This is a genomic window from Streptomyces sp. MAI_2237 (assembly GCF_054189285.1).
In genome coordinates this window covers 3,107,090-3,132,958 of record NZ_JAJPGQ010000003.1, presented here as the reverse complement: position 1 = coordinate 3,132,958, position 25,869 = coordinate 3,107,090, and the positions used below count along the sequence as shown (strand labels likewise).

The window sequence follows — 25,869 nt, the reverse complement described above, 5'->3', positions numbered from 1 at the left end:
GGACCGGGGCGCCCCGAGCGGGTCGGCTATTCATTCGAGGGCGCCTTGAATTTCGCTCTGCTGCGCCATTGTTATATCCCTCACCACCTCGTCCGTCCGAATTCCAATCAGTCGTTGCCTAGAATTTGGCTCGGACACGACACACGGAGGGGAGCGGTGACCGTGCGACGGGACTTCAAGGAGCCTGCCAGAGGCCGCCCCGACCTGGTCATCGGCCGGGACGAGCTGGTCGCCGCGGCGCGGGAGCAGCTCGCGCGCGGCGGCAGCGTACTGCTCCACGGCCCCGCCGGAATAGGAAAGTCCACCGTCCTGCGGGCATTGGCATCCGAATATGGGACATCGGCCGGCACCGTGTTGCGCTGCTCGGCGACCGAGTCCGAATCCCATCTCCCGTTCCTGGCCCTGGCCGACCTCCTCGGCCTGGTCCTCGACGACGTGTCCGACAAGCTGCCCGCGGCCCAGCGCACGGCCCTGGAATCGGCGCTCGGCGGCGGCGAGTCCACCCTCCAGCGCGACGGCCTCGCCCTGCGCCTGGCGGTGCTCTCCGCCCTGCGCGCCCTGGCCGCCGACGGCCCCGTCCTGGTCGTCGCCGACGACCTGCAGTGGCTGGACTCCGCGAGCGCCGAACTCCTCGGCTTCGCCGCCCGCCGCCTCGGCGGCACCCGCGTCCAGCTGCTGAGCGCGGTGCGCACGGAGGGCCAGGAGTACGACCGCCATCTGCGCTCCTCGCCGCCGGACACCCTCGCCGTCCGGCTCGGCGCGCTCTCCCGCGCCCAGGTCTCCGCGCTGCTGGACCACCGCGGCTACACCGGCCTGCCCCGCTCCACGGTCCGCGACATCCACCGCACCAGCGGCGGCAACCCCCTCTTCGCGCTCGAACTGGGCCGCGCCCTGGCCGAGAACCCGACACCGCCCCGGCCCGGTGAGCCCCTGCCGGTGCCGACCTCGCTGCGCACCCTCGTCCTCAACCGCCTGGAGGCCCTGTCCGACGAGGCCCGCCGCACCCTCCTCGTCGCCAGCGCCGGCGCCCGCCCGACCCTGGCCCTGCTGCACGCGGCCGGCCGCGAGAACGCCGAGGCCGAGACCGCCCGGGCCGCCGAGCTGGGCCTGCTGGCGACGGACCCGGAGGGCCCCGCCGTCCGCTTCGCGCACCCGCTGATCTCGGCCGCGCTGTACGCGGAGGCCCCCGCGCAGGAGCGGCGCGCGGTGCACGCGGCGTTGTCCACGGCGGCCTCAGACCCGATCGAGCGGGCCCGGCACCTGGCGCTGGCGACCACCGGCACCGACCCGGAGGCCGCGGCCCGGCTCGCCGAGGCCGCCGCCCTGGCCCGGGACCGCGGCGCCCCGTCGGCGGCCGCCTCGCTGGGCCTGCTCGCCGCCCTGCACACCCCGGCCGACGACGAGCCCGCACCGGACCAGCGCCGGCTGCAGGCCGCCGAGGACGCGATCACCGCGGGCGAGGTGGACCTCGCCCGGGACATCGCCCGCGAGGTGCTGACCCGCGCCACCTCGCCCGAGGACCGGGTGCGGGCCTGGATGGTGGTCATCGAGGCGGCGGGGCAGGCGCTCGGCGAGGTCGACACCGTCTACCCGCAGGTGCTCGCCGACGCCGGCGACGACCCCCGGCTGCTCGCCCTGGTCCACTACCAGCTGGCCTGGCGGGGCCTGGTGGTCGAGGGCGACTTCGCCAAGGGCCGCGAGGAGGCCGCGCACGCTGCGGAGCTGGCGGCCCGGGCCGGCGACCGGCGCACCGAGCTCCTCGCGCTGTCCTTCCAGGCGCAGACCGAGGCCCTGATGGGCCACCCGGCCGCCCCCGAGACCATCAAGCGTGCCCTGATGGAGCCGCAGGACCCGCAGGTGACCTGCCATCACAACGGCGCCGGCATGGCCCGCTACCGCTGGCTGATCATGAGCGACGAGCTGCCCGACGCCCGGGCCACCGTCAGCGGGCTGCTGCGCGAGGTGCGCCGGCGCGGCATGGTCGAGAGTGAGGTGCACTTCGTGCGCCTGCTCGCCGACACCGAACTGCGCTCCGGGAACTGCGGGCGGGCCCTCGACCTGGCCCGCGAGAGCATGCGGCTGGCCCGCGACTCCGGGATCGGCGAGATGCCCTCCGCCGTGCTCGCCTCCCTCGCGGAGGCCGCCGGCGGGGACGTGCAGCGGGCGCTGGAGCTGGGGCGGGAGGCGGTGGAACTCGCCGAGCAGGCCGGGGACCAGATGTACATCTCGCGGGGTCTGACCGCGCTCGGACAGGCCCAGCTGGTGGCGGGCGACGCGGAGGGGGCGGTGGCCTCCCTGCGCCGGGTGCGGGAGTTGGAGAACGGTTTCGGCATCACCGACCCGGCCCGCGGCCGCTGGCACGGTGACCTCGCCGAGGCCCTCGTGCGCATCGGGGAGCTCGACGAGGCGCAGCGGGTCGTCGACGAGACCCGCGCGCACGCGCTGCGGCTGGGCCGCGAGAGCATGCTCGCCGTGCTGGACCGGGCCGAGGCGCTGGTGCGTGCCGCGCGAGGCGACCAGGAGGCCGCCGTCGCCCAGCTGACGTCGGCTCAGGACCGGCTGGCCCGGCTGGGCTACGGCCTGGAGGAGGCCCGCGCCGCGTTCGCGCTCGCCGGCCTGCACCGGGGCCGGCCCGGCCCGACGTCGTACGACGAGGCGGCCCGGCTCTTCCGCCGCTGCCGGGCGCTGCCGTGGCTGCGCCAGGCCGAGGCGGCGGCGGTCGCGGGCCGGGGGGAACCGAATCCGCCCGCTCCCGCGTCAGAGGGCCTGGAGGGCCTCGCCTCGATGGAGCGTCAGGTCGCCGCGCTCGTCATGGAGGGCGCGACCAACCGCGAGATCGCCGCGCGTCTGTTCATCAGCGTCAAGACGGTCGAGGCCACCCTCACCAGGGTCTATCGCAAGCTCGGCATCCGCTCCCGGGTGGATATCGTCCGACTGGCGGCGGGGCGCCGTACGAAGTGAGGTTCGTCCCGGTTTACTGAGCGGCGACCGAGGGTTTTCCCTGCCCAACTCCCGCTAGGGGGTTCCCTCATTGGGACGAGGGTGCGCCGGGTCCTAGTTTTTGGGACGTGCCGCTCGCCCGGGCATACGGGGGTCGGTCCCGCGACCCCCGTGCAGCACCCCCCACAGCACCCGCGCGAACCCCACCGGCAACGCCCACTGAGGAGACTCATGTTCGGGATCGACCGCGCAAGAAAGACCGCCGCCGTGGTGGCGGCGGCCGCTGCGGCCGCAACGACGGCACTGATCAGCGCCCCCACCGCTGTCGCCGCCCCCCAGCCCATCGTCGGCGGTACCACGACCACGACGACCGCCTACCCGTTCATGATGCAGATCACGGACGCCTCGCAGAACCAGTTCTGCGGCGGCACCCTGGTGTCCGCGACCAAGGTGGTCACCGCGGCGCACTGCATGGTCGGCGAGACCACGAGCAGCGTCCGGGTCGTCGGCGGCCGCACCTACCTGAGCGGTACCAACGGCACGGTCAGCCGGGTCAGCAAGATCTGGATCAACCCGTCCTACACGGACGCCACCAACGGCGACGACGTCGCCGTCCTCACGCTTTCGACGTCGATGCCGTACACCACGGCGAAGTACGTCTCCTCCTCCGACACCTCGGTGTACGCGGCCGGCACCACCGCCCGGATCCTCGGCTGGGGCACCACGTCGGAGAACGGCAGCTCGTCCAACCAGCTGCGGACCGCGACCGTCCCGGTCGTGTCCGACGCCGGCTGCAAGAGCTCCTACGGTTCGGACTTCGTGCAGTCCGACATGGTTTGCGCCGGATACACCTCCGGCGGCACAGACACCTGCCAGGGCGACAGCGGCGGTCCCCTGCTCATCGGGGGCGTCCTGGCAGGGATCACTTCTTGGGGCAACGGCTGCGCCGAGGCGGGTTACCCGGGTGTCTACACCCGGCTGACCACCTTCTCCAGCCTGGTGACGGCGCAGGTGAACTCCTAGCCCCAGAAGATCTCCTGAGCACCCCTCAGGTGAGTGACCAGGGGGCGTTGCGAGCTACCACGAGCAGCTCGCAGCGCCCCCTATCCATGGGCGCGCTACTTGTCCGCGGTGAGCGTGCCCGCGGCGCCCCAGCTGTCCGCCGGGACCTCGTGGATCCAGACCTGAACGGTCTCCGGCGGGATCCGGTAGGCGTCGACGAAGGCGTCGGTGACGCGCCGGACGAGCTCCCGCTTGAGCTCGGGGTCGCGCGGGCCCTGCTGGACGGTGACGATCGGCATGACTGAACTCCCTTGTGGTGCGTGTTCCTTCGGGTGGGTCCAGTCCATCGCGCCGGGCCTTCGCGACCAAGGGCCACATGGCGAACGCAGCGATCAGCTCTCGTGATCGCCGCAGGCCAGGAGCAGGGTGTCCAGGTGCGGGACGGGCGAGGAGACGGGCACGGCCAGGCCCGTCGACAGGGCAAGGCCCGGGGCGCGGAAAGGGACGAAGGCCACCCGCGGGCTGTGCAGCACGCGGGCGTGGGAGGCGTAGACGACCGTCCAGCCGGGGCGGCTGCCGATGGTGGCGAGGGTGTCCTGGAGGGAGCCGTTCGCCGGGCCGGGCAGCGGCTGGAAGCCGGCCTCGTGGCAGGCGCCGACGACCAGGTCGACCAGGGCGGGGTTGTTGCGCCGCTCCGTCAGGCTCAGCGGCAGCTCGGCGAGTTCCCCGAGGTCGATCTCCGTCCGGCCGGCGAGCGGATGGGAGGCGGGCAGGGCCGCCACCAGGGGGTCGGGCCACAGCGGCAGCACGCGGACGCCGGGGACGGGGTCGACGGACCGTACGAACGCGGCGTGCAACTGCCCTCCGGCGACCCGGGCCAGTCGCTCGGTGGCCGGGAGCGAGAACAGCTCCACCGGTACCTGCGGCGCGTGGCGGGCGAACGCGGCGAGCACCCGGTCCAGGTGGGCGCCCATGCCCGTACTGGTGCCGATCCTGAGCCCCGGAGGCGGGGCGACGGCCCCGCGGGCCCGGTCCGCGGCGGCCAGCACCTCCCGTGCCCTGGGCAGCAGCCGCTCCCCCGCCGCCGTCAGCCGCACCCGGCGCGGAGTGCGGTCGAACAGCTCGGCGCCCAGCTCCCGCTCCAGGCGCTGTATCTGCATGCTCACCGCGGACTGCACGATGTGCAGCCGCTCGGCCGCCCGCCCGAAGTGCAGCTCCTCGGCGACGGTGACGAAGTAGGTGAGCTGCCGCAGTTCCATGGCCCGACTCTAGAGGGGACGGCGGGGCCTTGTTCCCCCGAGCGGACGGAGGGCTACCGGATCACCGTGTCGAAGCGGATGTCGTACGGCGTTGCCGGGTGCAGGGTCGCCAGCATCCGCGCGGGCCTCGTCGGCCAGGTCCGCCCGCTGGGCCCTGGTGAGCCGGCCGAAGGGCTCGATCACGAGGGCGTCCCGCTCCGGCTTCCACACCCCGGCGAGGAAGCCGTCGACGAGGAAGGTGCGGTGGGCCGTGTTGCCGACCCAGCTGCGGCCCCGGTACTCGGGCGGTACGACGCGGGTGCGGTCGGCGTGCGAGAGGAGCAGGTTGTCGAACTCGGGCAGGAACCGGGGAGGGGCCGGGGTGTCGGGGTCGGGGCGCGGGGCGTCGGGCAGGTCGAAAAGCTCGGTGCCGGCGGCGTCGCGGAAGGTGAGCAGCTCGGGGCGGAGCCGTTCGAAGGCGTCCCGCAGCCGGGTCAGGCCGGCCCAGGTCTGCATGTCCTTGACGGAGGCGGGGCCGAAGGCGGCGAGGTAGCGCCGGATCACGGCGTCGGGCGCGGGCGCCTCCCCGGCGGGACGGCCCAGCCAGTGCTCGGCGGTGGTGAGGGCGACCTGCCCGCTGCTGCCCCACAGGCCCCGCGGGGTGACCTGGACGAGGGGCAGTGCGCAGCGGGCGGCGACGCCGAGGGCCTGCGGGTCGGCCTCGGGCCACTCGGCGGCCAGCGCCTCGCGCAGCTCCTTCATGGTGCGGGGCGCGGCCTCGACGAGGTCGCGGGCCAGCGCGGCGAGGCGGCCGAGGTCCACGCCCACGAGGCCCTTGCGGAACTGGGTGAGTTCGCGGTCACGGGCGGGCTGCACCAGCGGGCGCAGGGTGAGGCAGTCGTCGGCGGTGTGGGTGTGGATGGTCGAGCGCATCGTGACGATACGGACGATCTCGCGGGCGGCCATCGGCTCCGAGAGGTGCTCGGGAGCGAAGCCGTCGAGGCGAGCGGCGAGCGCGTAGTACGGCGGTTTCACGTTCTGCGCCTGGAGCCCCAGGAGATGGCCGACGGCGGCCGCCACGGTCAGCGGGGCCCGGCGCAGGAGCAGCTGCCGGTCGAGGGTCGCACGGTTCAGGGCGCGGGGACCGAGCACGGGGGCATCGGCGGCGCTCGCCCTCGGGGCGCGCCGCGTGCGGGCGGGGGTTGTCCTGGTCATGTCGGGCACGCTAGTCCGGCTTGCGGACAGGATCTGTCCGCGACGCTCACCGAATCCGGGGGCGTCCGCCACCCGGGCGTCGTTTGCCCCGTATATCCTGCCCGGGATCACGCAGCCGCAGTTCGACCCGGGAGGCAGCCGCATGTCCGAGCGACGCGCCCGTCCGGCCCCCAGGAACTCCGTGAAGTCCGTCTTGCGCCGCGCCCTGACGACTCCGCAGCCCCCGCCCGCCGAGACCGCAGCCCCCTCGTCCGCGTCCGCGACCCCGGAGACGGCCGAGGTCGCCAGCGTCGTCCAGGCGGCCCTGTACCGCGACGGCGTCCGCGTCTCCTCGCCGGCCACCCTCGCCGAAACGTTCCGGGAGCTGCGCGAGGCGCGGTCCGGGATGGCCTGGATCGGTCTGGCCCGCCCCACCGAGAGCGAACTGCTCTCCCTGGCTGCCGAGTTCGACCTCCATCCGCTGTCGGTCGAGGACGCGATGGAGGCCCACCAGCGGCCGAAACTGGAACGCTACGGCGACACGCTGTTCGTCGTGCTGCGGGCGGCCCGCTATCTGGACGCCCCCGAGGAGGTCGACTTCGGCGAGCTGCACGTCTTCGTCGGCCCCGACTTCGTGATCACGGTGCGGCACGGCGCGGCCCCCGACCTGTCCGCGGTGCGCCACCGCATGGAGCAGTCGCCGGAGCTGCTGCGGCTCGGACCGGAAGCGGTCCTGTACGCCATACTCGACGCGGTGGTCGACGGGTACGCCCCAGTGGTCGCCGGTGTGCAGAACGACGTCGACGAGATCGAGACCGAGGTCTTCCGCGGCGATCCCGAGGTCTCCCGCCGGATCTACGAACTCTCCCGGGAGATGGTCGAGTTCCAGCGCGCCACCCGTCCCCTGGTGGGCATGCTGCACGGTCTGATGGCGGGCTTCGCCAAGTACGAGACCGACGAGGAGCTCCAGCGCTATCTGCGGGACGTCGCCGACCACGTCACCCACACGAGCGAGCGGGTCGACGGTTTCCGGCAGGCCCTCACCGAGATCCTCACCGTCAACGCGACCTTGGTGACCCAGCAGCAGAACGCGGAGATGCGGGCCCTGGCGGAGGCGGGGTTCGAGCAGAACGAGGAGATCAAGCGCATCTCCTCGTGGGCGGCGATCCTGTTCGCGCCCACCCTCGTCGGCACCATCTACGGCATGAACTTCCGCCACATGCCCGAGCTGAGCTGGAGCTTCGGATATCCCTTCGCCATCGGGCTGATGGGGGTCATCTGCGGCGGCCTGTACGTGATCTTCAAGCGCCGGGACTGGCTCTAGGCGGTCGGGCGCCGGGCTCGGGAAGCGCGGTGCCCGACCGCGTGTCCTCCGGTCTACTCCTCCACCACCGGACGCGTCCGGCCCGGCTCGGGCAGTTCGCCCATCTTGTCGCGCACGTTCAGGACGTCCCCGATGAACAGGTCGTAGACCAGCACACCGATGACGCCGCCGATCAGCGGCCCGACGATCGGGATCCACCAATAGGCGCTGAAGGCACCCGACAAGGAACCCGGCAAAGCCAGCTCCTTCCATCCCGCGATCCAGGTGAACAGGCGGGGGCCGAAGTCACGGGCCGGGTTGATGGCGTACCCCGCGTTCGCGCCGAAGGACATGCCGATGGCGGCCACCACGAAGCCGATCAGCAGTGGTCCGAGGTTCGCCTGCACCGCCGTGTTGCGCATATCGATCAGGGCGACGACCAGCATCACCAGGAAGGCGGTACCGACGATCTGGTCGATGAGTGGCCCCCAGATCCCGCCGTGGAAGTACGGCGCCGGGAACGTGCCGAAGATCGAGAACGAGGCCAGTGTGTGGCCGTTGGTCTTCGGGCCCTTCATGGCGCCGTCGAAGGCGCCGATCGCGTTGTGGTAGACGCCGTAGACCAGCGCCGCCCCGGTGAACGCCCCGACGAGCTGGGACCCCCAGTAGGGCAGGACCTTGGCCCAGGCGAACTTGCGGCGCACCGCGAAGGCCAGGGTCACGGCCGGGTTGAGGTGGGCGCCGCTGACGCCGCCGGCGACGTAGATGCCGAAGACGACCGCCATGGCCCAGCCCCAGGTGATGAGGAGCCAGTCCCCCACCCCGACGAAGATCGTGGTGGGTCCCGAGGTTCGGCCGGATCCGGGCAGTGCCGCGACCGCCATGGCGACCACACCGCATCCGAAGGAGATGAGGACGAACGTCCCGAGGAACTCCGATAGGCATTCGCCCAGCAGGCCCCCGCGACTTCTGAGCCTGGAGGGTTTCACCAGGGGAGGGATTTCCACAGCCATGTCGGCCCCCTTGGAGATTGGTTCCGGTCAGCACCACCATCGTCCGCCGGAGCCTCGCCCACCGCCAGGCAGAGTGCACCAATTCGTACACAAGGCCGTATCCCGGGGGTAATGGATATCGGCACTGTCCAAGAGCTGGTCAGCGGATGCGGGGCCGCCGTCCGCCCGGATTTCCGGGGCAGCGGGCCTGGGCCGTGGGGTTGCCGACGGGGCAGGACGCCTAGGGCGTGGGGATGCCGGCGGGGCGGGACAGGCGGCCGAAGCGGGCCGGGACGCCCGGGGAGTACAGGACGCTCACCGGCTCGCCCACCGGCGCGGGAAGACCGGCGGCGGCCACCAGGTCCTCCTCGCACTCGAGCAGCTCGGCCCGGTGCAGGGTCCAGCGGGGGTGCGCGTTGCGCAGGTACGTCGGCCGGCCGAAGAACGCCGCGTGCATGCCCCAGCGGGCGGTCAGGAAGTGCTCCAGCTCCGTCGGCCGGGCGATGTGCTCGCCCACCCGTACGGTGATCCGGCTGTGCGCGCCGCGCGGGCCCGGCAGGCGGCGGGAGCTGGTGTAGGTGACGGTGTCGCCGTCCGGGCCCGCCGTCCTCCGCACGGCCATGCGGGACCACAGGTACGGCATCCGGAAGCCGAGCCGTCCCACCGCCACCGGGATCAGCCGGGAGGCGTCGAGCGAGCGGAACACCACCCCGCGCCGCCCGTGCCGGTCCACCGAGTACAGCCGGACGTTGGTCTCCGGGAAGGTGCCCAGGTAGGGGACGCCGGGCAGGTGCAGCCAGCCCACGCGGTGCATCCGGAACGCGACCAGGCCGACGTAGGTGACCCCGTCCAGGGTGTCGGGGACCGTGCCCGGAGGCAGGAGTCCGGCGACGTCGGCCGGGTCGGCGGCCCAGTGCAGGAAGGTCAGGTCGAGCCAGGACTGGGTGAGCAGGGGACGCGGTATCTCGCCCGGCGCGTCCGCGGTGACGGGTTCCGGCGGGACGGGGCCCGGTGACCGGGGCTCTCGGACGGACGGCATCGCGCCAGTATGCCCGGGCGCCCCGGACGCCTCTCCGGGCCCCCGTCTTGTCCGGACGGGGGGCGAGAAGGACCTTGGTCCCGGCGGAAGGGGACCAACGCACCCGGGTGCCGCCGCCGCGCGGTGACAGGCTGAGGGAGCCACGTCCGTACGGCCGGGAAGGGGATGGACAGCATGGCTTCTCGTGCCGTACGGCGCTGGCTTCCGCAGCAGCACGGCGCCTGGGCGATGCTGGTGTCGCCGTTCCTCGCGGGCATGCTGATCGCCACGCCGACGCCCTGGGACGCCGTCCTGCTGCCCGCGTGGCTGCTCGGCTACCTCGCCGCGTACCATCTCCAGCAGTGGCTGCGGCTCGACCGCCTCTCGCGCAATCCGAAAGCCGCCGCACGGCACATCCGGCCTGCCCTGACCTTCGCCGCCGCCCTGCTGCCGCTCGCCGTGGCGCTCCTTGTGCACGCGTCCTGGCTGCTCCTCGCCGCGGCCTGCGCGCTGCCGTTCCTGGCCGTCAACTGCTGGTACGCCCGGCACAACCGGGAGCGGGCCCTGGTCAACGGACTGGCCGCGGTGGTGCCGGCCTGCGGGATGCTGCCGGTGGCCGTGCTGCTCGGCGGCGGCACGGCGGGGCAGGCCTGGCGGCCGGCCCTGGTCTGCCTGCTCTACTTCGCCGGGACGGTGTTCCACGTCAAGACCATGATCCGCGAGCGCGACAGCCGCACGTACCTGCGGGCCTCGCGGGCGTACCACGTGGGGGCGCTGGTCGTGGCGTGCTTCCTGTCCCCCTGGGTCGCCGCCTTCTTCGCGCTCTGTCTGCTGCGGACCCTGGTCGTGCCGGCGCTGGGCCGGGTGCCGGTGCCGGTGGTCGGAGCGATCGAGGTCGCCCTGTCGCTGCTGCTGGTGGGGGTGCTCGTGCCGGTGTACGGCTGAGCGTCCACGACTCCTCGTGGCCCGCGCGCTGGGCCAAGTGCGTGACGCGCCCACCAAGTGCGCTGTGAGCAGCCCGGATTCCCTACGATCGGCACGTGGTCAACTTCCTGCTCGAACGCACGGCGCCGCTCTCCCCGCCCGAGGCCTGGCGCCGCCTCACCGACTGGCCCCGGCACGGCGAGGTGGTCCCGCTGACCCGGGTCTCGGTGCTCACGCCGGCACCGACGGGTGAGGGCACGGTCTTCGTGGCCCGCTCGGGGCTCGGCCCGCTCGCCTTCGACGACCGGATGGAGGTCACCGTGTGGCGTCCGCCGACCGACGAGGAGCCGGGCATCTGCCGCCTGGAGAAGCGCGGCCGGGTGGTGCGGGGCTGGGCGGAGATCGAGGTGTGGCCGGGGCCTGGCGGGCGGGCCCGGGTGGTGTGGCGGGAGGAACTGGCGGTCCGGTTCCTGCCGGGCCTCTTCGACCCGTTGCTGGAACAGTCGGCGCGGCTGATGTTCGGGCGGGCGGCGAACCGGCTGCTGCGGATGCGGTGACGGCCGCGCAGGATGCGCTGACGGCCCCGACGGCCGTGTGGGGTGCGGCAGTTCAGGCCACCGAGCCGATCCGGCGCGTGGGTGCCGCGGTCGGGTCGTGGTGGATCGGGGTGTGCGCGCCGGTCAGGGACACGCCGCTGCCGCCGCGCCGTTCGGCGACGATCTCGGAGGCGATCGACAGGGCCGTCTCCTCCGGGGTGCGGGCGCCGAGGTCGAGGCCGATCGGCGACCGCAGCCGGGCCAGCTCCAGCTCGGTGACGCCGACCTCGCGCAGCCGCTCGTTGCGGTCGAGGTGGGTGCGGCGAGAGCCCATCGCGCCGACGTAGGCCACCGGCAGGCGCAGCGCGAGTTGCAGCAGGGGGACGTCGAACTTGGCGTCGTGGGTCAGCACGCACAGGACGGTACGGCCGTCGACCCGCGTGCGCTCAAGGTACCGGTGGGGCCACTCGACGACGATCTCGTCGGCCTCCGGGAAGCGGGCGCGGGTGGCGAACACCGGGCGGGCGTCGCACACGGTCACGCGGTAGTTCAGGAACTTGCCGACGCGGACCAGCGCCGACGCGAAGTCGATGGCACCGAAGACGATCATCCGGGGCGGGGGGACGGAGGACTCCACGAGGATCGTGAGCGGTGCTCCGCAACGAGAGCCCTGCTCTCCGATCTCCAGGGTGCCGGTCCGGCCGGCGTCCAGGAAGGCCGTCGTCTCGCCCACGACCGTACGGTCCAGCTCCGGATGGGCGCCGAGACCGCCGTCGTGGGAGCCGTCGGGCCGCACCACCAGGGCGCGGCCCAGCAGCTCGGGCGGCCCGGACACGATCCGCGCCAGCGCCGCCGCCTCCCCCCTCGCGGCGGCGGCCAGCGCGGACGCGGTCGCCGGGCGGCCGGGATCGCCGGCCCGCACCGGGCTGACGAGGACGTCGATGATGCCGCCGCAGGTCAGGCCCACGGCGAAGGCGTCCTCGTCGCTGTATCCGAAGCGCTCCAGGACGGTTTCCCCGTCGTCCAGAGCCTGCCGGCACAGCTCGTAGACGGCGCCCTCCACGCAACCGCCGGAGACCGAGCCGATCGCCGTGCCGTCGCCGTCCACCGCGAGGGCGGCACCCGGCTGGCGCGGGGCGCTGCCGCCGACGGCCACCACGGTGGCCACGGCGAAGTCGCGGCCCTGCTCGACCCACCGGTTCAGCTCGTCGGCGATGTCCAGCATCTGTCGGTCTCCTTCAGGGGGTGAGTGGAGGGCGTGGACGAGAGCGGGTTTCCTCGGGCGCCTAGTGCACGCCCATCCAGCTCTCGATCGGGTTCAGCGCGAAGTACACCAGGAAGATCGCCGTCAGGCCCCACATGAAGGCGCCGATCTCGCGGGCCTTGCCCTGGGCGGCCTTGATGGCGGTGTAGGAGATGACGCCCGCGGCGACACCGGCGGTGATGCTGTAGGTGAACGGCATGACGACGACGGTCAGGAAGACCGGGATCGCGGTCGCGCGGTCGGCCCAGTCCACGTGCCGGGCGTTCATCAGCATCATCGAGCCGATGACCACCAGGGCGGCGGACGCGACCTCCTGCGGGACGATCGCCGTCAGCGGGGTGAAGAAGAGGCAGGCCGCGAAGAACAGGCCGGTGATCATCGAGGCCAGTCCGGTACGGGCGCCCTCGCCGACGCCGGTCGCCGACTCGATGAAGACGGTCTGCCCGGAGCCGCCGGCCACCCCGCCGATCGCGCCGCCCGCGCCGTCGATGAACAGCGCCTTCGACAGCCCCGGCATCCGGCCCTTGTCGTCGGCCAGTTCGGCCTCGGTGCCCACGCCGATGATGGTGGCCATCGCGTCGAAGAACCCGGCGAGCACCAGGGTGAAGACGATCATGCCGACGGTCATCGCGCCGACCTTGCCCCAGCCGCCGAACTCGACGTGCCCCATGAGCGAGAAGTCGGGCATCGACACGGCGCTGCCGTGCAGTTCGGGGGCGCCGTTGGCCCACTGCCGGGGGTCGACGACGCCGGCCGCGTTGAGGATCGCGGCCACGATCGTGCCGCTGACGATGCCGACGAGGATGGCGCCGGGGATGTTGCGGGCCTGCAGCATGAAGATCAGCAACAGGGTGCCGGCGAACAACAGCACCGGCCAGCCCGCGAGTTCGCCCGCCGGGCCGAGGGTGACCGGGGTGGCCTTGCCCTGGTGCACGAAGCCGGCCTTGTAGAAGCCGATGAGGGCGATGAACAGGCCGATGCCCATCGTGATGCCGTGCTTGAGCGCGAGCGGGATCGCGTTCATGATCATCTCGCGCAGTCCGGTGACGACCAGCAGCATGATGACCACGCCGTACATCACGCACATGCCCATGGCCTGCGGCCACGTCATCTGCGGGGCGACCTGCGAGGACAGCACGCCCGAGACGGACAGGCCGGCGGCGAGGGCCAGCGGGACCTTGCCGACGAAGCCCATCAGCAGGGTGGAGAGGGCCGCCGCGAACGCGGTGGCGGTGATCAGGGCCTTCTGGTCGAGCGTGTCCCCCGCCACGTCCTTGCCGGACAGGATCAGGGGGTTGAGCAGGAGGATGTACGCCATCGCCATGAAGGTGGTGACGCCGCCGCGGACCTCGCGCGGAACGGTGGATCCTCTCCGGGATATGTGGAAGTACCGGTCGAGCCACGACCGTCCGGCGGGGACGCGGGTTCCTTCGCCCGCGTCCTCCGAGACGGTCTGCGGCTCCAGTGACTGCTGGGTCATGTGGGCCTACTCCCAAGGTTCAAAGGGGCACCCGCGAACTGCTGTGAGTGGTGCGGGATTTGGGAAGGTGCTGCGGCCGCACGACCCGGGGGACGGCCCGAGACGAACGAGCTGGTTGCTCCGGGCGGCACGTCGGAATGTGACGTTCCCGTGCCGCCCGGAGAGATGTGCTACGCCGTGCCGGTCAGGTGTTCGGGCCGTACCGGCGTCCTGTTCAGCTCCAGGCCCGTCGCGTTCCGGATCGCCGCGAGGACGGCCGGGGTCGACGACAGGGTGGGAGCCTCGCCGATGCCACGCAGCCCGTACGGCGCGTGGTCGTCGGCGAGTTCGAGCACGTCGACGGGGATGGTCGGCGTGTCGAGGATCGTGGGGATCAGGTAGTCCGTGAAGGAGGGGTTCCTGACCTTCGCCGTCTTCGGGTCGACGATGATCTCCTCCATCACCGCCACGCCCAGGCCCTGGGTGGTGCCGCCCTGGATCTGGCCGACGACGGACAGCGGGTTGAGCGCCTTGCCGACGTCCTGGGCGCAGGCCAGCTCGATCACCTTGACCAGGCCGAGCTCGGTGTCGACCTCGACGACGGCGCGGTGCGCGGCGAAGGAGTACTGGACATGGCCGTTGCCCTGGCCGGTGCGCAGGTCGAAGGGCTCGGTGGGGCGGTGCCGCCACTCCTCCTCGACCTCGACGGCCTCGCCCTCCAGGACGTCGACGAGGTCGGCGAGGACCTCGCCGCCGTCGGTGACGACCTTGCCGCCCTCCAGCAGCAGCTCGGCCGTCGCCCACGCGGGGTGGTAGGTGCCGAACTTGCGGCGCCCCATCTCCAGCACCCGCTCGCGCACCAGCTCGCAGGCGTTCTTCACGGCGCCACCGGTGACGTAGGTCTGCCGGGAGGCGGACGTCGAACCGGCCGAGCCCACCTGGGTGTCGGCGGGGTGGATGGTCACCTGGGCGACGCCGAGCTCGGCGCGGGCGATCTGCGCGTGGACGGTGACGCCGCCTTGGCCGACCTCCGCCATCGCGGTGTGCACGGTGGCGACGGGCTCGCCGCCGACGACCTCCATGCGGACCTTGGCGGTGGAGTAGTCGTCGAAGCCCTCGGAGAAGCCGACGTTCTTGATGCCGACCGCGTAGCCGACACCTCGTACGACGCCCTCGCCGTGGGTGGTGTTGGACAGGCCGCCGGGCAGCTGCCGTACGTCCGCGCCCTCGCTGGACTCCCACTGGCGCTCCGGCGGCATGGGCATCGCCTTGACGCGGCGCAGGAGTTCGGCGACGGGGGCCGGGGAGTCGACCGGCTGCCCGGTCGGCAGGAGCGTGCCCTGCTCCATGGCGTTGAGCCGGCGGAACTCCACCGGGTCCATGCCGAGCTTCTTCGCCAGCTTGTCCATCTGCGCCTCGTAGGCGAAGCACGCCTGGACCGCGCCGAAGCCGCGCATGGCGCCGCAGGGCGGGTTGTTGGTGTAGAGGGCGATGGCCTCGATGTCGACGTCGTCGACGACGTACGGGCCGACCGACAGGGAGGAGGCGTTGCCGACGACGGCCGGGGATGCGGAGGCGTAGGCGCCGCCGTCCAGCACGATCCGGCACTTCATGTGCGTGAGCTTGCCGTCCTTCGTCGCCCCGTGCTCGTAGTACAGCTTGGCCGGGTGGCGGTGGACGTGCCCGAAGAAGGACTCGAAGCGGTTGTAGACGATCTTGACGGGCTTGCCGGTGCGCAGGGCGAGCAGACAGGCGTGGATCTGCATGGACAGGTCCTCGCGGCCGCCGAACGCGCCGCCGACGCCGGCCAGCGTCATGCGCACCTTGTCCTCGGGCAGGCCGAGGACGGGCGCCATCTGGCGCAGGTCGGAGTGGAGCCACTGGGTGGCGATGTAGAGGTGGACGCCGCCGTCCTCCTCCGGGACCGCGAGGCCGGACTCGGGGCCGAGGAAGGCCTGGTCCTGCATGCCGAAGGTGTACTCGCCCTCGACGATCACGTCGGCCCGCGCACGGGCCGCCTCGACGTCGCCGCGGACGATCGGCTGGCGGTGCACGATGTTGGGGTGCGGGACATGGCCGATGTGGTGGTCGTCCCGGTTGTCGTGGACGAGGATCGCGTCGGGCGCGGTCGCGGAGGCCTCGTCGGTGATGACGGGCAGCTCGCGGTACTCGACCTTGATCTTGGCGGCGGCGCGGCGCGCGGTCTCCGGGTGGTCGGCCGCGACGATGGCGACCGGCTCACCGTGGTGCCGCACCTTGCCGTGCGCGAGGACCGGGGTGTCCTGGATCTCCAGACCGTAGTTCTTCACCTCGGTCGGCAGGTCGTCGTACGTCATGACGGCGTAGACACCCGGCGTGGCGAGCGCCTCGCCCGTGTCGATGGACACGATCTCGGCGTGCGCGACCGGGGAGCGCAGGATCTGCCCCCAGAGCATGTCCTCGTGCCACATGTCGGAGGAGTACGCGAACTCGCCGGTGACCTTGAGGGTGCCGTCCGGGCGGAGGGTGGACTCGCCGATGCCGCCCTTGGTCTGCGAACCCTGGGTGATCTTCGTGGGGGTTCCGCTGGGGGAAGCCATGGTCAGACCGCCTCTCCCTGCCGGGCGGCCGCCAGGCGGACCGCGTCCATGATCTTCTCGTAGCCCGTGCAACGGCACAGGTTGCCCGACAGCGCCTCGCGGATGTCCGCGTCGGTGGGGTTCGGGTTGTGCTCCAGCATCTCGTCGGCGGCGACCAGCAGGCCCGGGGTGCAGAAGCCGCACTGGACAGCGCCGGCGTCGATGAACGCCTGCTGGATGGGGGCCAGTTCGGTGCCCTCGCCGGTCTGCGAGTCGGTGCCCCGGGCCTGCCAGCCCTTGGCCTCGTCCAGAGAGGTGCCGCAGGAGGTGCCGCACGACCGTGCCTTGGCGTAGTCCGCGAGTCCCTCGACGGTCACGACGTCCCGGCCCTCGACCTGTCCGGCCGCCACCAGGCACGAGCACACCGGAACGCCGTCCAGGCGGACCGTGCAGGAGCCGCACTCGCCCTGCTCGCAGGCGTTCTTGGAGCCGGGAAGACCCAGGCGCTCGCGCAGCACGTACAGCAGGGACTCGCCCTCCCACACGTCGTCGGCCTCCTGCGGACGTCCGTTGACGGTGAAGTTGACCCGCATCAGGCGGCTCCCTCGGTGTGGCGGCGGGCGCCGCGGTACGACTCCCAGGTCCAGGTCAGCGTGCGGCGGGCCATGACGCCGACCGCGTGGCGGCGGTAGCTCGCGGTGCCGCGGACGTCGTCGATCGGGTTGCAGGCGCCGGAGCACAGCTCCGCGAACTGCTTGGCGACCGACGGGGTGATGATCTTTCCGTTGTCCCAGAAGCCGCCCTCCTCGAGCGCCGCGTTCAGGAACTCCTCCGCGGCCTTCGCCCGGACCGGGGTGGGGGCGGCCGAGCCGATGCCGGTGCGGACGGTGCGGGTCTCGGGGTGCAGGGCGAGACCGAAGGCGCACACGGCGATCACCATCGCGTTGCGCGTACCGACCTTGGAGTACTGCTGCGGGCCGTCGGCCTTCTTGATGTGCACGCTCTTGATGAGTTCGTCGGCGGCGAGGGCGTTGCGCTTCACACCGGTGTAGAACGCGTCGATCGGGATGAGGCGGGTGCCGCGCACCGACTCGACCTCGACCTCGGCGCCGGCCGCGAGCAGGGCGGGGTGGGCGTCGCCGGCCGGGGAGGCGGTGCCGAGGTTGCCGCCGACGCCGCCGCGGTTGCGGATCTGCGGGGAGGCCACGGTGTGCGAGGCGAGGGCCAGACCGGGCAGCTCGGCGCGCAGGTTCTCCATGATCTTCGTGTACGGGACGGAGGCCCCGAGACGCACGGTGTCCTCGCCGACCTCCCACTCGGTGAGGTCGGCGACGCGGTTCAGGTCGAGCAGGTACTCGGGCCGCCGATGGTCGAAGTTGATCTCGACCATCACATCGGTGCCGCCCGCAATGGGCACAGCGGTGGGGTGCTCGGCCTTCGCGGCGAGCGCCTCCTCCCAGCTGGCGGGGCGAAGGAAGTCCATGACCGGCTCTCTTCTTCGTCTCGTGGGTGGAACGGATTTGAGCCACTTCCGGTGCGGCGGGACCGGCTCGTCCATATGCAGTTCACGCGGAGTGGGGTCAGTACACAGCTCGGTACTCCATGGGGGTCAGTCACGGAAACCATGAAGGAGTTGGCTGGCCAGGGCGGGCATCTTGTAGATTCGTATGAACGGAGGCACTCAGTTACCTCCCTGTTTTCCTGTAGAAACGCAGGAGACAGCCCGGCGACCGAAGGGTGCGGCTACCGCGCCGTCCGGCGGACTTCTCCCTCCGGCCACCCTCTGGATTCATCGTAGATTTCGAGACATAGAACGGCGGCGACGAGAATGCGGCTGCGCGCACTTCTGGACACCGATGCGCTGGGCCTGAGGCTGCTCGGTGGCGAGGACGAGCTGGACCGCACCGTACGGGGCGTCATGACCACCGACCTCCGGGACCCGAGCCGCTATCTGTCGGGCGGCGAGCTGGTGCTCACGGGGCTGGCCTGGCGGCGCGACGCGGATGACTCGGACCCTTTCGTACGCATCCTCGTGCAGGCCGGCGTGGCCGCCCTGGCGGCCGGTGAGGCGGAGCTCGGGGACGTGCCGGAGGACTTGGTGCTGGCCTGCGCCCGCAACCGGCTGCCGCTGTTCGCCGTGCACGAGTCGGTGGCGTTCGCGACGATCACCGAGCACGTGGTGCGGCAGGTCAGCGGCGAGCGCGCCGGGGACCTCGCGGCCGTCGTCGACCGGCACCGCCGGATGATGACCTCCGGTCCGGCCGGCGGCGGCCCGGACGTGGTCCTCGACCTGCTCGGCTCCGACCTGGACCTCAGAGCCTGGGTGCTGTCCCCCACCGGCCGGCTCATCGCGGGCTCCAAGGTGGCCGGGCCCGCCCTGCCCGCCGAGGCCTGCGCCGAGCTGGCCGCCGAGCACCTCGCCGCCACCCGCACCGGCCGCCGCGGACCGCACCGGCTGAGCGTGGGCCAGGCGACGTACTCGCTCTTCCCGATCCGCAGCAGCGGCCGCACCCCGCAGGCCGCCCGGGACGTCCGGGAGACCGTCCTGTCCGACTGGCTGCTGGCCGTCGAGGCGGACGCGGGCGACTGGCCCGCCGAGCGCCTCGACCTCCTGCAAGGCGTCACCCAGCTGATCTCCGTCGAGCGGGACCGCCGGGACGCCGCCCGCACGGTCCGGCGCCGCCTCGCCCAGGAGGTCCTGGAGCTGGTCCAGACGGGCGCCGCGCCCGCCGAGATCGCCGCCCGCCTCAGGGTGGCCGCCCCGGTCCTGCTGCCCGGTCTCGGGGCCGCCCCGCACTGGCAGGTGGTCGTGGCCCGCGTCGAGTGGCAGGACGCCGGCATCGAGGCCGGACCGGTCGCCCAGGCGCTGCTGGAGGAGATCCTGGTCGACCCGCTGGCGACGGGCCCGGAGCCCTCGGACCGGATCGCCGTCGCGCACACCGGCGAGGAGGCCGTGGCCCTCGTCCCGCTGCCGGCGGTCTCCGCCGAGCACGACGGCTCGGAGACGGGGATCCTCGCCGAGGCGCTCCTGCAGTCCGTACGGGAGTCGCTGTCGGCCGGCCTCGACGACGACGGGCAGCTCACGCTCGGGGTGAGCGCGGCCGTGCACTCCGCGGAGGGCCTGCGCGGGGCGCTGGAGGAGGCGCGGCACGCGCGCAGGGTCGCCGCCGCGCGGCCGGGGCGGGTGTGCGCGGCGGGCCACCAGGAGCTGGCCTCGCACGTGCTGCTGCTCCCCTTCGTGCCGGACGACGTGCGGCGCGCGTTCACCGCGCGGCTGCTCGACCCGCTGCGCGACTACGACCGCCGTCACCGCGCCGAGCTGATCCCCACCCTGGAGGCCTTCCTGGACTGCGACGGCTCCTGGACCCGGTGCGCGACCCGGCTGCACCTGCACGTCAACACGCTGCGCTACCGGGTCGGGCGGATCGAGCAGTTGACGGGCCGCGACCTGTCCCGGCTGGAGGACAAGCTCGATTTCTTCCTGGCGTTGCGCATGAGCTGAGAGTCCTCGGCGGGGGCCTCGAATGGCACCAAGTGCCGTCCAGGTCCCACGACTTTGTGAAATCCTTCACCCAGCCCCTTGGCCGAGCGCCCGGATTCGTGCTGAGATGCGGCCACCAACCAAGGCTCGATGGCGTGCTCGGGGAGGGCAACGTGGCGCATACCGCCATGTCTGGTACCGGAACGACCGCAGGTGACGATCCCCTCCAGACCGCGGTATGGCGGCTGCGCTCACGGGCCTGCTGGGTCGACGCGGCCGCACTGCTGGAGCCGGTCGCCGCCGGCTCCGCGCTGCAGAGAGCGGCGCTCCTCGTGGAGAAGTGCCTGTACACGGAGCAGGGCTGGGAGGCGGCCGAGGACGCGCTCCGTACGGCGGAGGCCCTTGCCCACACCGACGACGAGCGCGGCGCGGCCGCTTGTGAACGCGGGTACTTGGCGTACGCGGCGACGCTGCACTCCGTGCGCGACCGGGCCGACGAGGCGCGGGCCGCGCTCGGCCGGGCGGCGGCGCTGATCGCGCCCGGGGCGGCCGGGCGGCCGCTGCTGGACTTCCGGCGCGGGCTGATCGCCGAGAACCTGACCGGCTCCCCGCAGGCCGCGCGGGCCGCGTACCGCCGTGCGCACGCCGGTGCCACCGCCCACTCCGATCCCCTGCTGCTGTCCTTCACCTGGCGCCATCTCGCGGGCCTCGCCCTGCGGGAGGGGGAGCTGGCGGAGGCGCGGCACGGGTTCGCCGAGTCGCTGCGCATCCGCGAGGAGCTGGGCTACCTCGTCGGCACGGCGCCCGCCCTGGTGTCGCTGGCCGACGCGGAGACGGAACCGGAGGCGTCCCGGCTGCGGGAGGAGGCCCGGCGGCTGTTCCGGCTGCTGGGCGGCGTACCGACGTGGCTGGCACGGCAACTGGCACCCCCGGCACCGGACGCGGCGACGGCCTGAGGCGTGATTTCGTTGGCCTAGAGGTCACTGAGAGGAACCTGAGAGGTTGCTGTGCCAGTGTGGCGCGCCCAACCCCCTCATAGGAGCCTCTCGATGAGCCTCGTCAATGGCTTGCCCGCACATGTCCTCTTGGTGCACTTCGTCGTCGTCCTCGTGCCACTGACCGCGATAGCGGTCGTGGCGAGCGCCGTGTGGCCCGCCGTCGCGCGCCGCATGGGCGTGGTCCTGCCGGTGCTCGCGCTGGTCACGCTGGCGAGCGTGCCGCTGACCACGAGCGCCGGCGAGTGGCTGGAGGAGCACGTGGGCAGCGACGCCCTGGTACGGCGGCACGCGGAACTCGGCGACGGGCTGCTGCCCTGGGCCCTGGGCCTGTTCGTGCTGGCGGCCGCGGTGTGGTGGACCACCCGGCGGACGTCGTCGTCCGAGCAGACGGGCAACCGGTCGGCGTCGGTCGTGCGGATCGCGGCGGCGGTGCTGTCGGTCGTCGTGGCGGCCGGGGCGGTCGTGGACGTGTACCGCATCGGTGACTCCGGCGCGAAGGCCGCCTGGCACGACGGCTACTCGAAGACCGCCAAGGGATCGGGCGACGGGGACGACTGACCCCCCGCCTCGCGGACGGGACGTGCGGGGGTTCCGGTCGGTGGGAACTCCCGCACGGCCCACGGCTGTTCAGCGCCGGCGGGCCGCTCCCGCGAAGTGCTCGCCCACCAGCGCCCGCACCACGTCCAGGTCGCGGGCGATCAGGGCGTCGAGCAGTGCCGTGTGTTCCGCCGCGTCGGCCACGAGGTCGGCGCGGCCGCGCGACGCCGGTGCCCCGACCAGCGGCCACTGCGCGCGGCGGTGCAGGTCGTCGGCGATGCGGACGAGTTGTTCGTTGCCGGACAGGGCCAGCATCGCCCGGTGGAAGGTGCGGTCCGACTCGCCGTACGTCGCCCGGCAGCCCGAGGACGCGGCGCGGACCGTCGCCTCGGCGAGCGGGCGCAGCTCCGCCCAGCACTCCACCGGGACCGTACGGGCCAGGCGCAGCATCACCGGCACCTCGATCAGCGCCCGCACCTCGGCCAGCTCGGCCAGTTCCCGGGTGCCGCGCTCCACCACCCGGAAGCCGCGGTTGGGCACCACCTCGACCGCGCCGTCCAGCGCGAGCTGCTGCATCGCCTCGCGCACCGGTGTCGCGGAGACGCCGAAGCGCTCGCCCAGGGCCGGCGCCGAGTACACCTCGCCGGGCCTCAGCTCGCCGGTCACCAGGGCGGTGCGCAGCGCGGAGAGGATCTGTCCCCGCACCGAGGCCCGCTGAACCGGACGCGGTCCGGTGATCGGCTGCTCACTGTGCGTGTGCTCGCCGCGCGTGCCCCCGCCCGCGGCGATGCCCCGTTCCCGGTCGACGTCGGCCGCGGCCGGCTGCGGCGGCACCCTGGGCACGCCCGTACCGGCCCGCGGGACACCCGTCCGTGCCGAGCCCTGCGCGCTCTGCCTCACGGGTCCTCCTCCGGACGTGTCGGTACTTGGGGTCATTACGGCGGGTTGTTACTCGTCCGTCAAGCACCATAAGCGCACAAGCCGTCAGTTCAAATCCCGACCATCCCGAATCAGGCAAGGCTTACCTTGCCGGCCAGTCCGGCCAAGAAGGGCGCGACCCCGCTGGGCACGCCGGGCCACCTGCCGCCCACCGGCCGGTCAAGCCGTCGGGAGCGGAGGCCAGTTGAGACCCCCGGAGGCGCAACCTCCGCGCCGGTCCCGTAAGATCACCGCGACGAGACCACCCCTTCGGTTACAGGTACTTCACAACTTCCTCACTTGTCGCAGGAACTTCCCGAAGAACCATCCGTATGGGTAGTCTTATTCGAACTCAACTCCCGCCCCTCAAGCGGCAGTTCGAGCAGAACGCCGCCCTGGGCATCCCCTTGCACCTCCTTGGCGGCCTCTTGCCCCGAAACCCCCTGAGGGCCGGTGGGATTGGGCCACTATGGCGGGCGTTACGCCCTATCCCAATGCAAGGGACCCCTAGATGAGACTGACCGACATATCGCTGAACTGGCTGCTTCCGGGCGCCGTACTGCTCCTGGGCATGCTGGCGGCGGTGGCGGTGCTCGCGCGCAGCAAGCGGTCCGGCGGGGAGCACGCGAAGGACGACTCGTGGGAGCGCAGCGAGGAGCGCCGCAGGCGCAAGGAGGCTCTGTACGCGACCGCCTCCTACGTGCTGCTGTTCTGCTGTGCGGCGGTCGCCGCCGCGCTCTCCTTCCACGGCCTGGTCGGCTTCGGCCAGCAGAACCTCGGCCTCACCGACGGCTGGGAGTACCTGGTGCCGTTCGGTCTGGACGGCGCGGCCATGTTCTGTTCCGTGCTCGCGGTGCGCGAGGCCAGCCACGGTGACGCGGCCCTCGGCTCCCGGATACTGGTGTGGACGTTCGCGGGCGCCGCGGCCTGGTTCAACTGGGTGCACGCGCCCAGGGGCATCGACCACGCGGGCGCGCCGCAGTTCTTCTCCGGCATGTCCCTGTCGGCGGCCGTCCTGTTCGACCGCGCACTGAAGCAGACCCGCCGTGCCGCCCTGCGCGAGCAGGGCCTGGTGCCGCGTCCGCTGCCGCAGATCCGTATCGTCCGCTGGCTCCGGGCTCCCCGTGAGACCTACAGGGCCTGGTCGCTCATGCTCCTGGAGGGCGTGCGCAGCCTGGACGAGGCGGTCGACGAGGTCCGCGAGGACAAGCGGCAGAAGGAGGAGAACCGGCTGCGCCGCCGCGAGGCGGACCGTCTGGAGCGCGCCCAGCTCAAGGCGATCAGCCGCGGCCACCGCGGGTTCGTCGGCCGTGGCCGGCCCGAGCCGCAGGCCCTGGAGCGGGCCTCCGCCCAGGCCACCGCGGAGCCTGCCATATCGGCGCCGGAGCCGCTGCCCGTACGCACGCGTCCCTCGTTGCAGCCCGTCCGCAAGGGCGGTTCTGACCCGGTGACCGTCGACCTCACCGCGGAGGACGACACAATGGCCCTGCCGCGCCTCGACTCCCTGGAGCGCAAGCTCAAGGACCTCGAGCAGCAGTTCGGCTAGAGACGGCCGTCATGGGGAGGGGGCGTGGCCTGCGGGCCACGCCCCCTCCCCGTTCACGCGGCCTCCGCGCCGAGTTCGAACCACACGGCCTTGCCCACCCCGTGCGCCCGCACCCCCCACGCGTCCGCCAGGGACTGCACCAGGACCAGGCCCCTGCCGTGCGTACCGTCGTCGGCCACCGGCACCCGCAGCCGCGGCCTGCGGGCCACGAAGTCCCGCACCTCCACCCGCAGTCCGTGGGAACCCACGGTCGCGGTGAGCACCGCGTCCCGGTCGGTGTGGACGAGTGCGTTGGTGACGAGTTCGCTGGTGAGCAGCTCCGCTATCTCCGACCGTCCGGGCCTGCCCCAGTGCCGCAACAGCTCGCGCAGTGCCCTGCGCGCCTCGGGTACCGCCTTCAGGTCCGCCCGTCCGAGTCTCTGCCGTAGCTGCGACGGCTGGTCCGATGCCGGGACGCCGTCTGCCCTTTCCTCCACCGTCTGAGCCGAGGAGGCCCCGATCGCCATGGGACCGCCCCCTCGTGCCTGCCTCTTCATGACCCCCGCCCGCGTGCCGATGTCGGTTCCCCTCCTTGTCGAACACGTTCACGGGATCCATGCCCCATGCCACACGCGCCAGTCATGTCGAATCATCGACGACCAGGTGTTCGGCCACGGTTGTGGTCCTCACGGCCGGGCGCCCGGACCCTGCGGAGGAAGGCGCCGGAACCGTCCGGGCGGGGACGGCACCGCCGCGCACGGCGACCACGCACGCGGGGAAGGGCGTCCGGAACGTGCCATGAGCCAGTTCGCGTGTCCCGTGCACCGCGGTGCACGCGAGTCGCCGGTCCCGTCCGCGCGAGGCGTGGAGCGGACGCCGCCGGTCGCCCGTGCGAGCCTCGCTACCGGTACGGCCTGCCGAAAGCGCTGGTCGGGGCGGTGATGCCGGGGTCCCGGGCGACGGGCCGGGTACCGAGGCCGACGGTCTGCCGTACGGCGACGCGGGCGGCCCGCTCAGGGGCGCGCACCGCGCGGGGACCGCGGCGCCCTCGCCTCCCCGTCGTCTCTGGGCGGTCTCTCCCGTGAGCGGAGGCGAGCCGGTCGTTCCGCGTCCGAAGGAGCCGCCGACGGCTCCGTGCCAACCGGCTCCGCGCCTACGTGCCCGGCCGACGTCCTGACCGCCACGGATCGCCCCATCTACCGATTCCGGTCTGCCGAGGCCGCCGTACATGACGAAACCCTGTGGCAGATGGTCCGCGCGGGGCGTGAACCGTCCTTCGGACGAGCGAGATCCGCCCCCGAGCCCCGTCGCCCGCGCGGCCGTCCCGCCGCCGCTCGTGAAAGTGGCCGGAATCCGCCGCTCGCCGCTGGGGGACAGGAGCCCGAACCGGCCGGACATGCCGGAACGGCCGCGGCGCGGAGGCCGGTGGACCTCCGCGCCGCGGCCGCCTCATCCTCGGGTGGCGTCGCCGGCCGGGCGACTACTTCGCGCCCAGGGCCTTCGTGCCGATGCGGTAGATCTTGTGGGTGTCGCGGGTGACGTCGACGTACACCTTGGTGGTGCTGTTGCGGCTCCAGGTGAGGGTCACGACGGCCTCCGTGTGGTTCCTGGCGGTGCCGTTGTCGGTGACCTTCCAGGCCAGCGGGACGTTCTGGGCGCGCAGGACGCCGTCGGCGTGCTCCCGGTCCTCCCAGGCCGCCAGCTGCCTCTGGAAGGCGGGCGTGAGGGCGTGGGCGCGCAGGGCCTGGCCGAGGCTGCCGCTGTCCTCGTCGGTCACCGCGTCGATGTAGGAGCCGTAGAAGTCGGCGACGCGGGTGAGGTTGTCCGACGACTTGCCGCTGACGCTGCGCGGGGCGCCGGCGGAGGCCTGGGCGGTGGCGCCGAGACCGAGGGCGACGGCGAGGACGCCGGCGGACAGGGCGGTGCGGGTCTTGCTGTTCATGTGAGTTCCCCGATTTTCGAAGTGTGCGGTGTGTGCGGTG

General features: G+C 72.6%; 22 protein-coding genes and 1 pseudogene. 9 read left to right on the top strand and 14 right to left on the bottom strand.

Features of this window, described 5'->3' with window-relative positions; genetic code table 11:
* Positions 1–156 precede the first annotated feature (156 nt).
* Positions 157–2,961: an ATP-binding protein gene (locus LN251_RS24775; protein WP_458246306.1), complete on the top strand. Its 2,805-nt coding sequence runs from the start codon at positions 157–159 to the stop codon at positions 2,959–2,961.
* 210 nt (positions 2,962–3,171) lie between these two features.
* Complete coding sequence (locus tag LN251_RS24770; RefSeq protein WP_458246305.1) at positions 3,172–3,963, top strand: S1 family peptidase; 792 nt, start codon at positions 3,172–3,174, stop codon at positions 3,961–3,963.
* A 95-nt stretch (positions 3,964–4,058) separates the two neighbouring features.
* On the opposite strand, the gene dmpI is transcribed toward LN251_RS24770, so the two are convergent.
* From dmpI to LN251_RS24755, 3 genes and pseudogenes are all read right to left on the bottom strand, one after another.
* Positions 4,059–4,241: a 4-oxalocrotonate tautomerase DmpI gene (gene dmpI / locus LN251_RS24765; protein ID WP_058922274.1), complete on the bottom strand. Its 183-nt coding sequence runs from the start codon at positions 4,239–4,241 to the stop codon at positions 4,059–4,061.
* A gap of 93 nt (positions 4,242–4,334) precedes the next feature.
* Positions 4,335–5,201, bottom strand: coding sequence for a LysR substrate-binding domain-containing protein (locus tag LN251_RS24760; protein WP_458246304.1), 867 nt, complete (start codon positions 5,199–5,201; stop codon positions 4,335–4,337).
* Positions 5,202–5,254: 53 nt separating this feature from the next.
* A pseudogene (locus LN251_RS24755) lies at positions 5,255–6,395 on the bottom strand (winged helix DNA-binding domain-containing protein).
* A 142-nt stretch (positions 6,396–6,537) separates the two neighbouring features.
* Here LN251_RS24755 and LN251_RS24750 point away from each other — a divergent pair.
* On the top strand, positions 6,538–7,698 hold the full coding sequence (locus tag LN251_RS24750) for a magnesium and cobalt transport protein CorA (RefSeq protein WP_458246303.1): 1,161 nt from the start codon (positions 6,538–6,540) through the stop codon (positions 7,696–7,698).
* A gap of 53 nt (positions 7,699–7,751) precedes the next feature.
* Here the strand turns inward: LN251_RS24750 and LN251_RS24745 are convergent, their stop codons facing one another.
* Positions 7,752–8,690 carry an MIP/aquaporin family protein gene (locus tag LN251_RS24745; protein WP_249838556.1) on the bottom strand — a complete coding sequence of 313 codons (939 nt, stop codon included), beginning with the start codon at positions 8,688–8,690 and terminating at the stop codon, positions 7,752–7,754.
* Between the two features lie 220 nt (positions 8,691–8,910).
* Positions 8,911–9,708 carry a YqjF family protein gene (locus LN251_RS24740; protein ID WP_458246302.1) on the bottom strand — a complete coding sequence of 266 codons (798 nt, stop codon included), beginning with the start codon at positions 9,706–9,708 and terminating at the stop codon, positions 8,911–8,913.
* A 174-nt stretch (positions 9,709–9,882) separates the two neighbouring features.
* Here LN251_RS24740 and LN251_RS24735 point away from each other — a divergent pair, with 174 nt between their 5' ends.
* The gene (locus LN251_RS24735; protein ID WP_458246301.1) at positions 9,883–10,632 is read left to right on the top strand and encodes a YwiC-like family protein; all 750 of its coding nucleotides are present in this window, start codon (positions 9,883–9,885) and stop codon (positions 10,630–10,632) included.
* Positions 10,633–10,727: 95 nt separating this feature from the next.
* Positions 10,728–11,168 carry an SRPBCC family protein gene (locus tag LN251_RS24730; protein ID WP_058922281.1) on the top strand — a complete coding sequence of 147 codons (441 nt, stop codon included), beginning with the start codon at positions 10,728–10,730 and terminating at the stop codon, positions 11,166–11,168.
* A 52-nt stretch (positions 11,169–11,220) separates the two neighbouring features.
* Here LN251_RS24730 and LN251_RS24725 read toward each other — a convergent pair whose 3' ends face one another.
* The 5 genes from LN251_RS24725 to LN251_RS24705 form a co-directional block, all read right to left on the bottom strand.
* Positions 11,221–12,372 carry an XdhC family protein gene (locus tag LN251_RS24725; RefSeq protein WP_458246300.1) on the bottom strand — a complete coding sequence of 384 codons (1,152 nt, stop codon included), beginning with the start codon at positions 12,370–12,372 and terminating at the stop codon, positions 11,221–11,223.
* A gap of 61 nt (positions 12,373–12,433) precedes the next feature.
* Complete coding sequence (locus tag LN251_RS24720) at positions 12,434–13,891, bottom strand: NCS2 family permease (protein ID WP_458246299.1); 1,458 nt, start codon at positions 13,889–13,891, stop codon at positions 12,434–12,436.
* Between the two features lie 170 nt (positions 13,892–14,061).
* Complete coding sequence (locus LN251_RS24715; RefSeq protein ID WP_458246298.1) at positions 14,062–16,449, bottom strand: xanthine dehydrogenase family protein molybdopterin-binding subunit; 2,388 nt, start codon at positions 16,447–16,449, stop codon at positions 14,062–14,064.
* A gap of 2 nt (positions 16,450–16,451) precedes the next feature.
* Positions 16,452–17,021: a (2Fe-2S)-binding protein gene (locus tag LN251_RS24710; RefSeq protein ID WP_249838562.1), complete on the bottom strand. Its 570-nt coding sequence runs from the start codon at positions 17,019–17,021 to the stop codon at positions 16,452–16,454.
* Positions 17,021–17,911 carry an FAD binding domain-containing protein gene (locus LN251_RS24705; protein ID WP_249838563.1) on the bottom strand — a complete coding sequence of 297 codons (891 nt, stop codon included), beginning with the start codon at positions 17,909–17,911 and terminating at the stop codon, positions 17,021–17,023. Before LN251_RS24705 ends, LN251_RS24710 begins: the two co-directional genes overlap by 1 nt.
* 345 nt (positions 17,912–18,256) lie before the next feature.
* Between LN251_RS24705 and LN251_RS24700 the strand changes: the two genes are divergently transcribed.
* From LN251_RS24700 to LN251_RS24690, 3 genes are all read left to right on the top strand, one after another.
* The gene (locus LN251_RS24700) at positions 18,257–19,930 is read left to right on the top strand and encodes a PucR family transcriptional regulator (protein ID WP_458246297.1); all 1,674 of its coding nucleotides are present in this window, start codon (positions 18,257–18,259) and stop codon (positions 19,928–19,930) included.
* 152 nt (positions 19,931–20,082) lie between these two features.
* On the top strand, positions 20,083–20,865 hold the full coding sequence (locus LN251_RS24695) for a hypothetical protein (protein ID WP_458246296.1): 783 nt from the start codon (positions 20,083–20,085) through the stop codon (positions 20,863–20,865).
* Positions 20,866–20,958: 93 nt separating this feature from the next.
* Entirely contained in the window at positions 20,959–21,465 is a 507-nt protein-coding gene (locus LN251_RS24690) for a DUF2231 domain-containing protein (protein ID WP_458246295.1), read from the top strand.
* Between the two features lie 69 nt (positions 21,466–21,534).
* Here LN251_RS24690 and LN251_RS24685 read toward each other — a convergent pair whose 3' ends face one another.
* Positions 21,535–22,344 (bottom strand): GntR family transcriptional regulator, encoded by an 810-nt coding sequence (locus LN251_RS24685; protein ID WP_458246294.1) that lies wholly within the window; start codon positions 22,342–22,344, stop codon positions 21,535–21,537.
* A 529-nt stretch (positions 22,345–22,873) separates the two neighbouring features.
* On the opposite strand from LN251_RS24685, the gene LN251_RS24680 reads away from it, so the two are divergent.
* Positions 22,874–23,908 carry a DUF2637 domain-containing protein gene (locus LN251_RS24680; RefSeq protein ID WP_458246293.1) on the top strand — a complete coding sequence of 345 codons (1,035 nt, stop codon included), beginning with the start codon at positions 22,874–22,876 and terminating at the stop codon, positions 23,906–23,908.
* 53 nt (positions 23,909–23,961) lie between these two features.
* Here the strand turns inward: LN251_RS24680 and LN251_RS24675 are convergent, their stop codons facing one another.
* From LN251_RS24675 to LN251_RS24665, 3 genes are all read right to left on the bottom strand, one after another.
* The gene (locus LN251_RS24675) at positions 23,962–24,414 is read right to left on the bottom strand and encodes an ATP-binding protein (RefSeq protein WP_458246292.1); all 453 of its coding nucleotides are present in this window, start codon (positions 24,412–24,414) and stop codon (positions 23,962–23,964) included.
* Between the two features lie 374 nt (positions 24,415–24,788).
* The gene (locus tag LN251_RS24670) at positions 24,789–24,914 is read right to left on the bottom strand and encodes a hypothetical protein (protein WP_458246291.1); all 126 of its coding nucleotides are present in this window, start codon (positions 24,912–24,914) and stop codon (positions 24,789–24,791) included.
* Between the two features lie 453 nt (positions 24,915–25,367).
* The gene (locus tag LN251_RS24665) at positions 25,368–25,829 is read right to left on the bottom strand and encodes a hypothetical protein (protein ID WP_458246290.1); all 462 of its coding nucleotides are present in this window, start codon (positions 25,827–25,829) and stop codon (positions 25,368–25,370) included.
* Positions 25,830–25,869: the final 40 nt, after the last annotated feature.

Coding starts and splice junctions, on each gene's coding strand:
- LN251_RS24770 (WP_458246305.1), top strand. CDS start 3,172: ATGTTCGGGATCGACCGCGCAAGAAAGACCGCCGCCGTGGTGGCGGCG.
- dmpI (WP_058922274.1), bottom strand. CDS start 4,241: ATGCCGATCGTCACCGTCCAGCAGGGCCCGCGCGACCCCGAGCTCAAG.
- LN251_RS24760 (WP_458246304.1), bottom strand. CDS start 5,201: ATGGAACTGCGGCAGCTCACCTACTTCGTCACCGTCGCCGAGGAGCTG.
- LN251_RS24750 (WP_458246303.1), top strand. CDS start 6,538: ATGTCCGAGCGACGCGCCCGTCCGGCCCCCAGGAACTCCGTGAAGTCC.
- LN251_RS24745 (WP_249838556.1), bottom strand. CDS start 8,690: ATGGCTGTGGAAATCCCTCCCCTGGTGAAACCCTCCAGGCTCAGAAGT.
- LN251_RS24740 (WP_458246302.1), bottom strand. CDS start 9,708: ATGCCGTCCGTCCGAGAGCCCCGGTCACCGGGCCCCGTCCCGCCGGAA.
- LN251_RS24735 (WP_458246301.1), top strand. CDS start 9,883: ATGGCTTCTCGTGCCGTACGGCGCTGGCTTCCGCAGCAGCACGGCGCC.
- LN251_RS24725 (WP_458246300.1), bottom strand. CDS start 12,372: ATGCTGGACATCGCCGACGAGCTGAACCGGTGGGTCGAGCAGGGCCGC.
- LN251_RS24720 (WP_458246299.1), bottom strand. CDS start 13,891: ATGACCCAGCAGTCACTGGAGCCGCAGACCGTCTCGGAGGACGCGGGC.
- LN251_RS24715 (WP_458246298.1), bottom strand. CDS start 16,449: ATGGCTTCCCCCAGCGGAACCCCCACGAAGATCACCCAGGGTTCGCAG.
- LN251_RS24710 (WP_249838562.1), bottom strand. CDS start 17,021: ATGCGGGTCAACTTCACCGTCAACGGACGTCCGCAGGAGGCCGACGAC.
- LN251_RS24705 (WP_249838563.1), bottom strand. CDS start 17,911: ATGGACTTCCTTCGCCCCGCCAGCTGGGAGGAGGCGCTCGCCGCGAAG.
- LN251_RS24700 (WP_458246297.1), top strand. CDS start 18,257: ATGCGGCTGCGCGCACTTCTGGACACCGATGCGCTGGGCCTGAGGCTG.
- LN251_RS24690 (WP_458246295.1), top strand. CDS start 20,959: ATGAGCCTCGTCAATGGCTTGCCCGCACATGTCCTCTTGGTGCACTTC.
- LN251_RS24680 (WP_458246293.1), top strand. CDS start 22,874: ATGAGACTGACCGACATATCGCTGAACTGGCTGCTTCCGGGCGCCGTA.
- LN251_RS24675 (WP_458246292.1), bottom strand. CDS start 24,414: ATGGCGATCGGGGCCTCCTCGGCTCAGACGGTGGAGGAAAGGGCAGAC.
- LN251_RS24665 (WP_458246290.1), bottom strand. CDS start 25,829: ATGAACAGCAAGACCCGCACCGCCCTGTCCGCCGGCGTCCTCGCCGTC.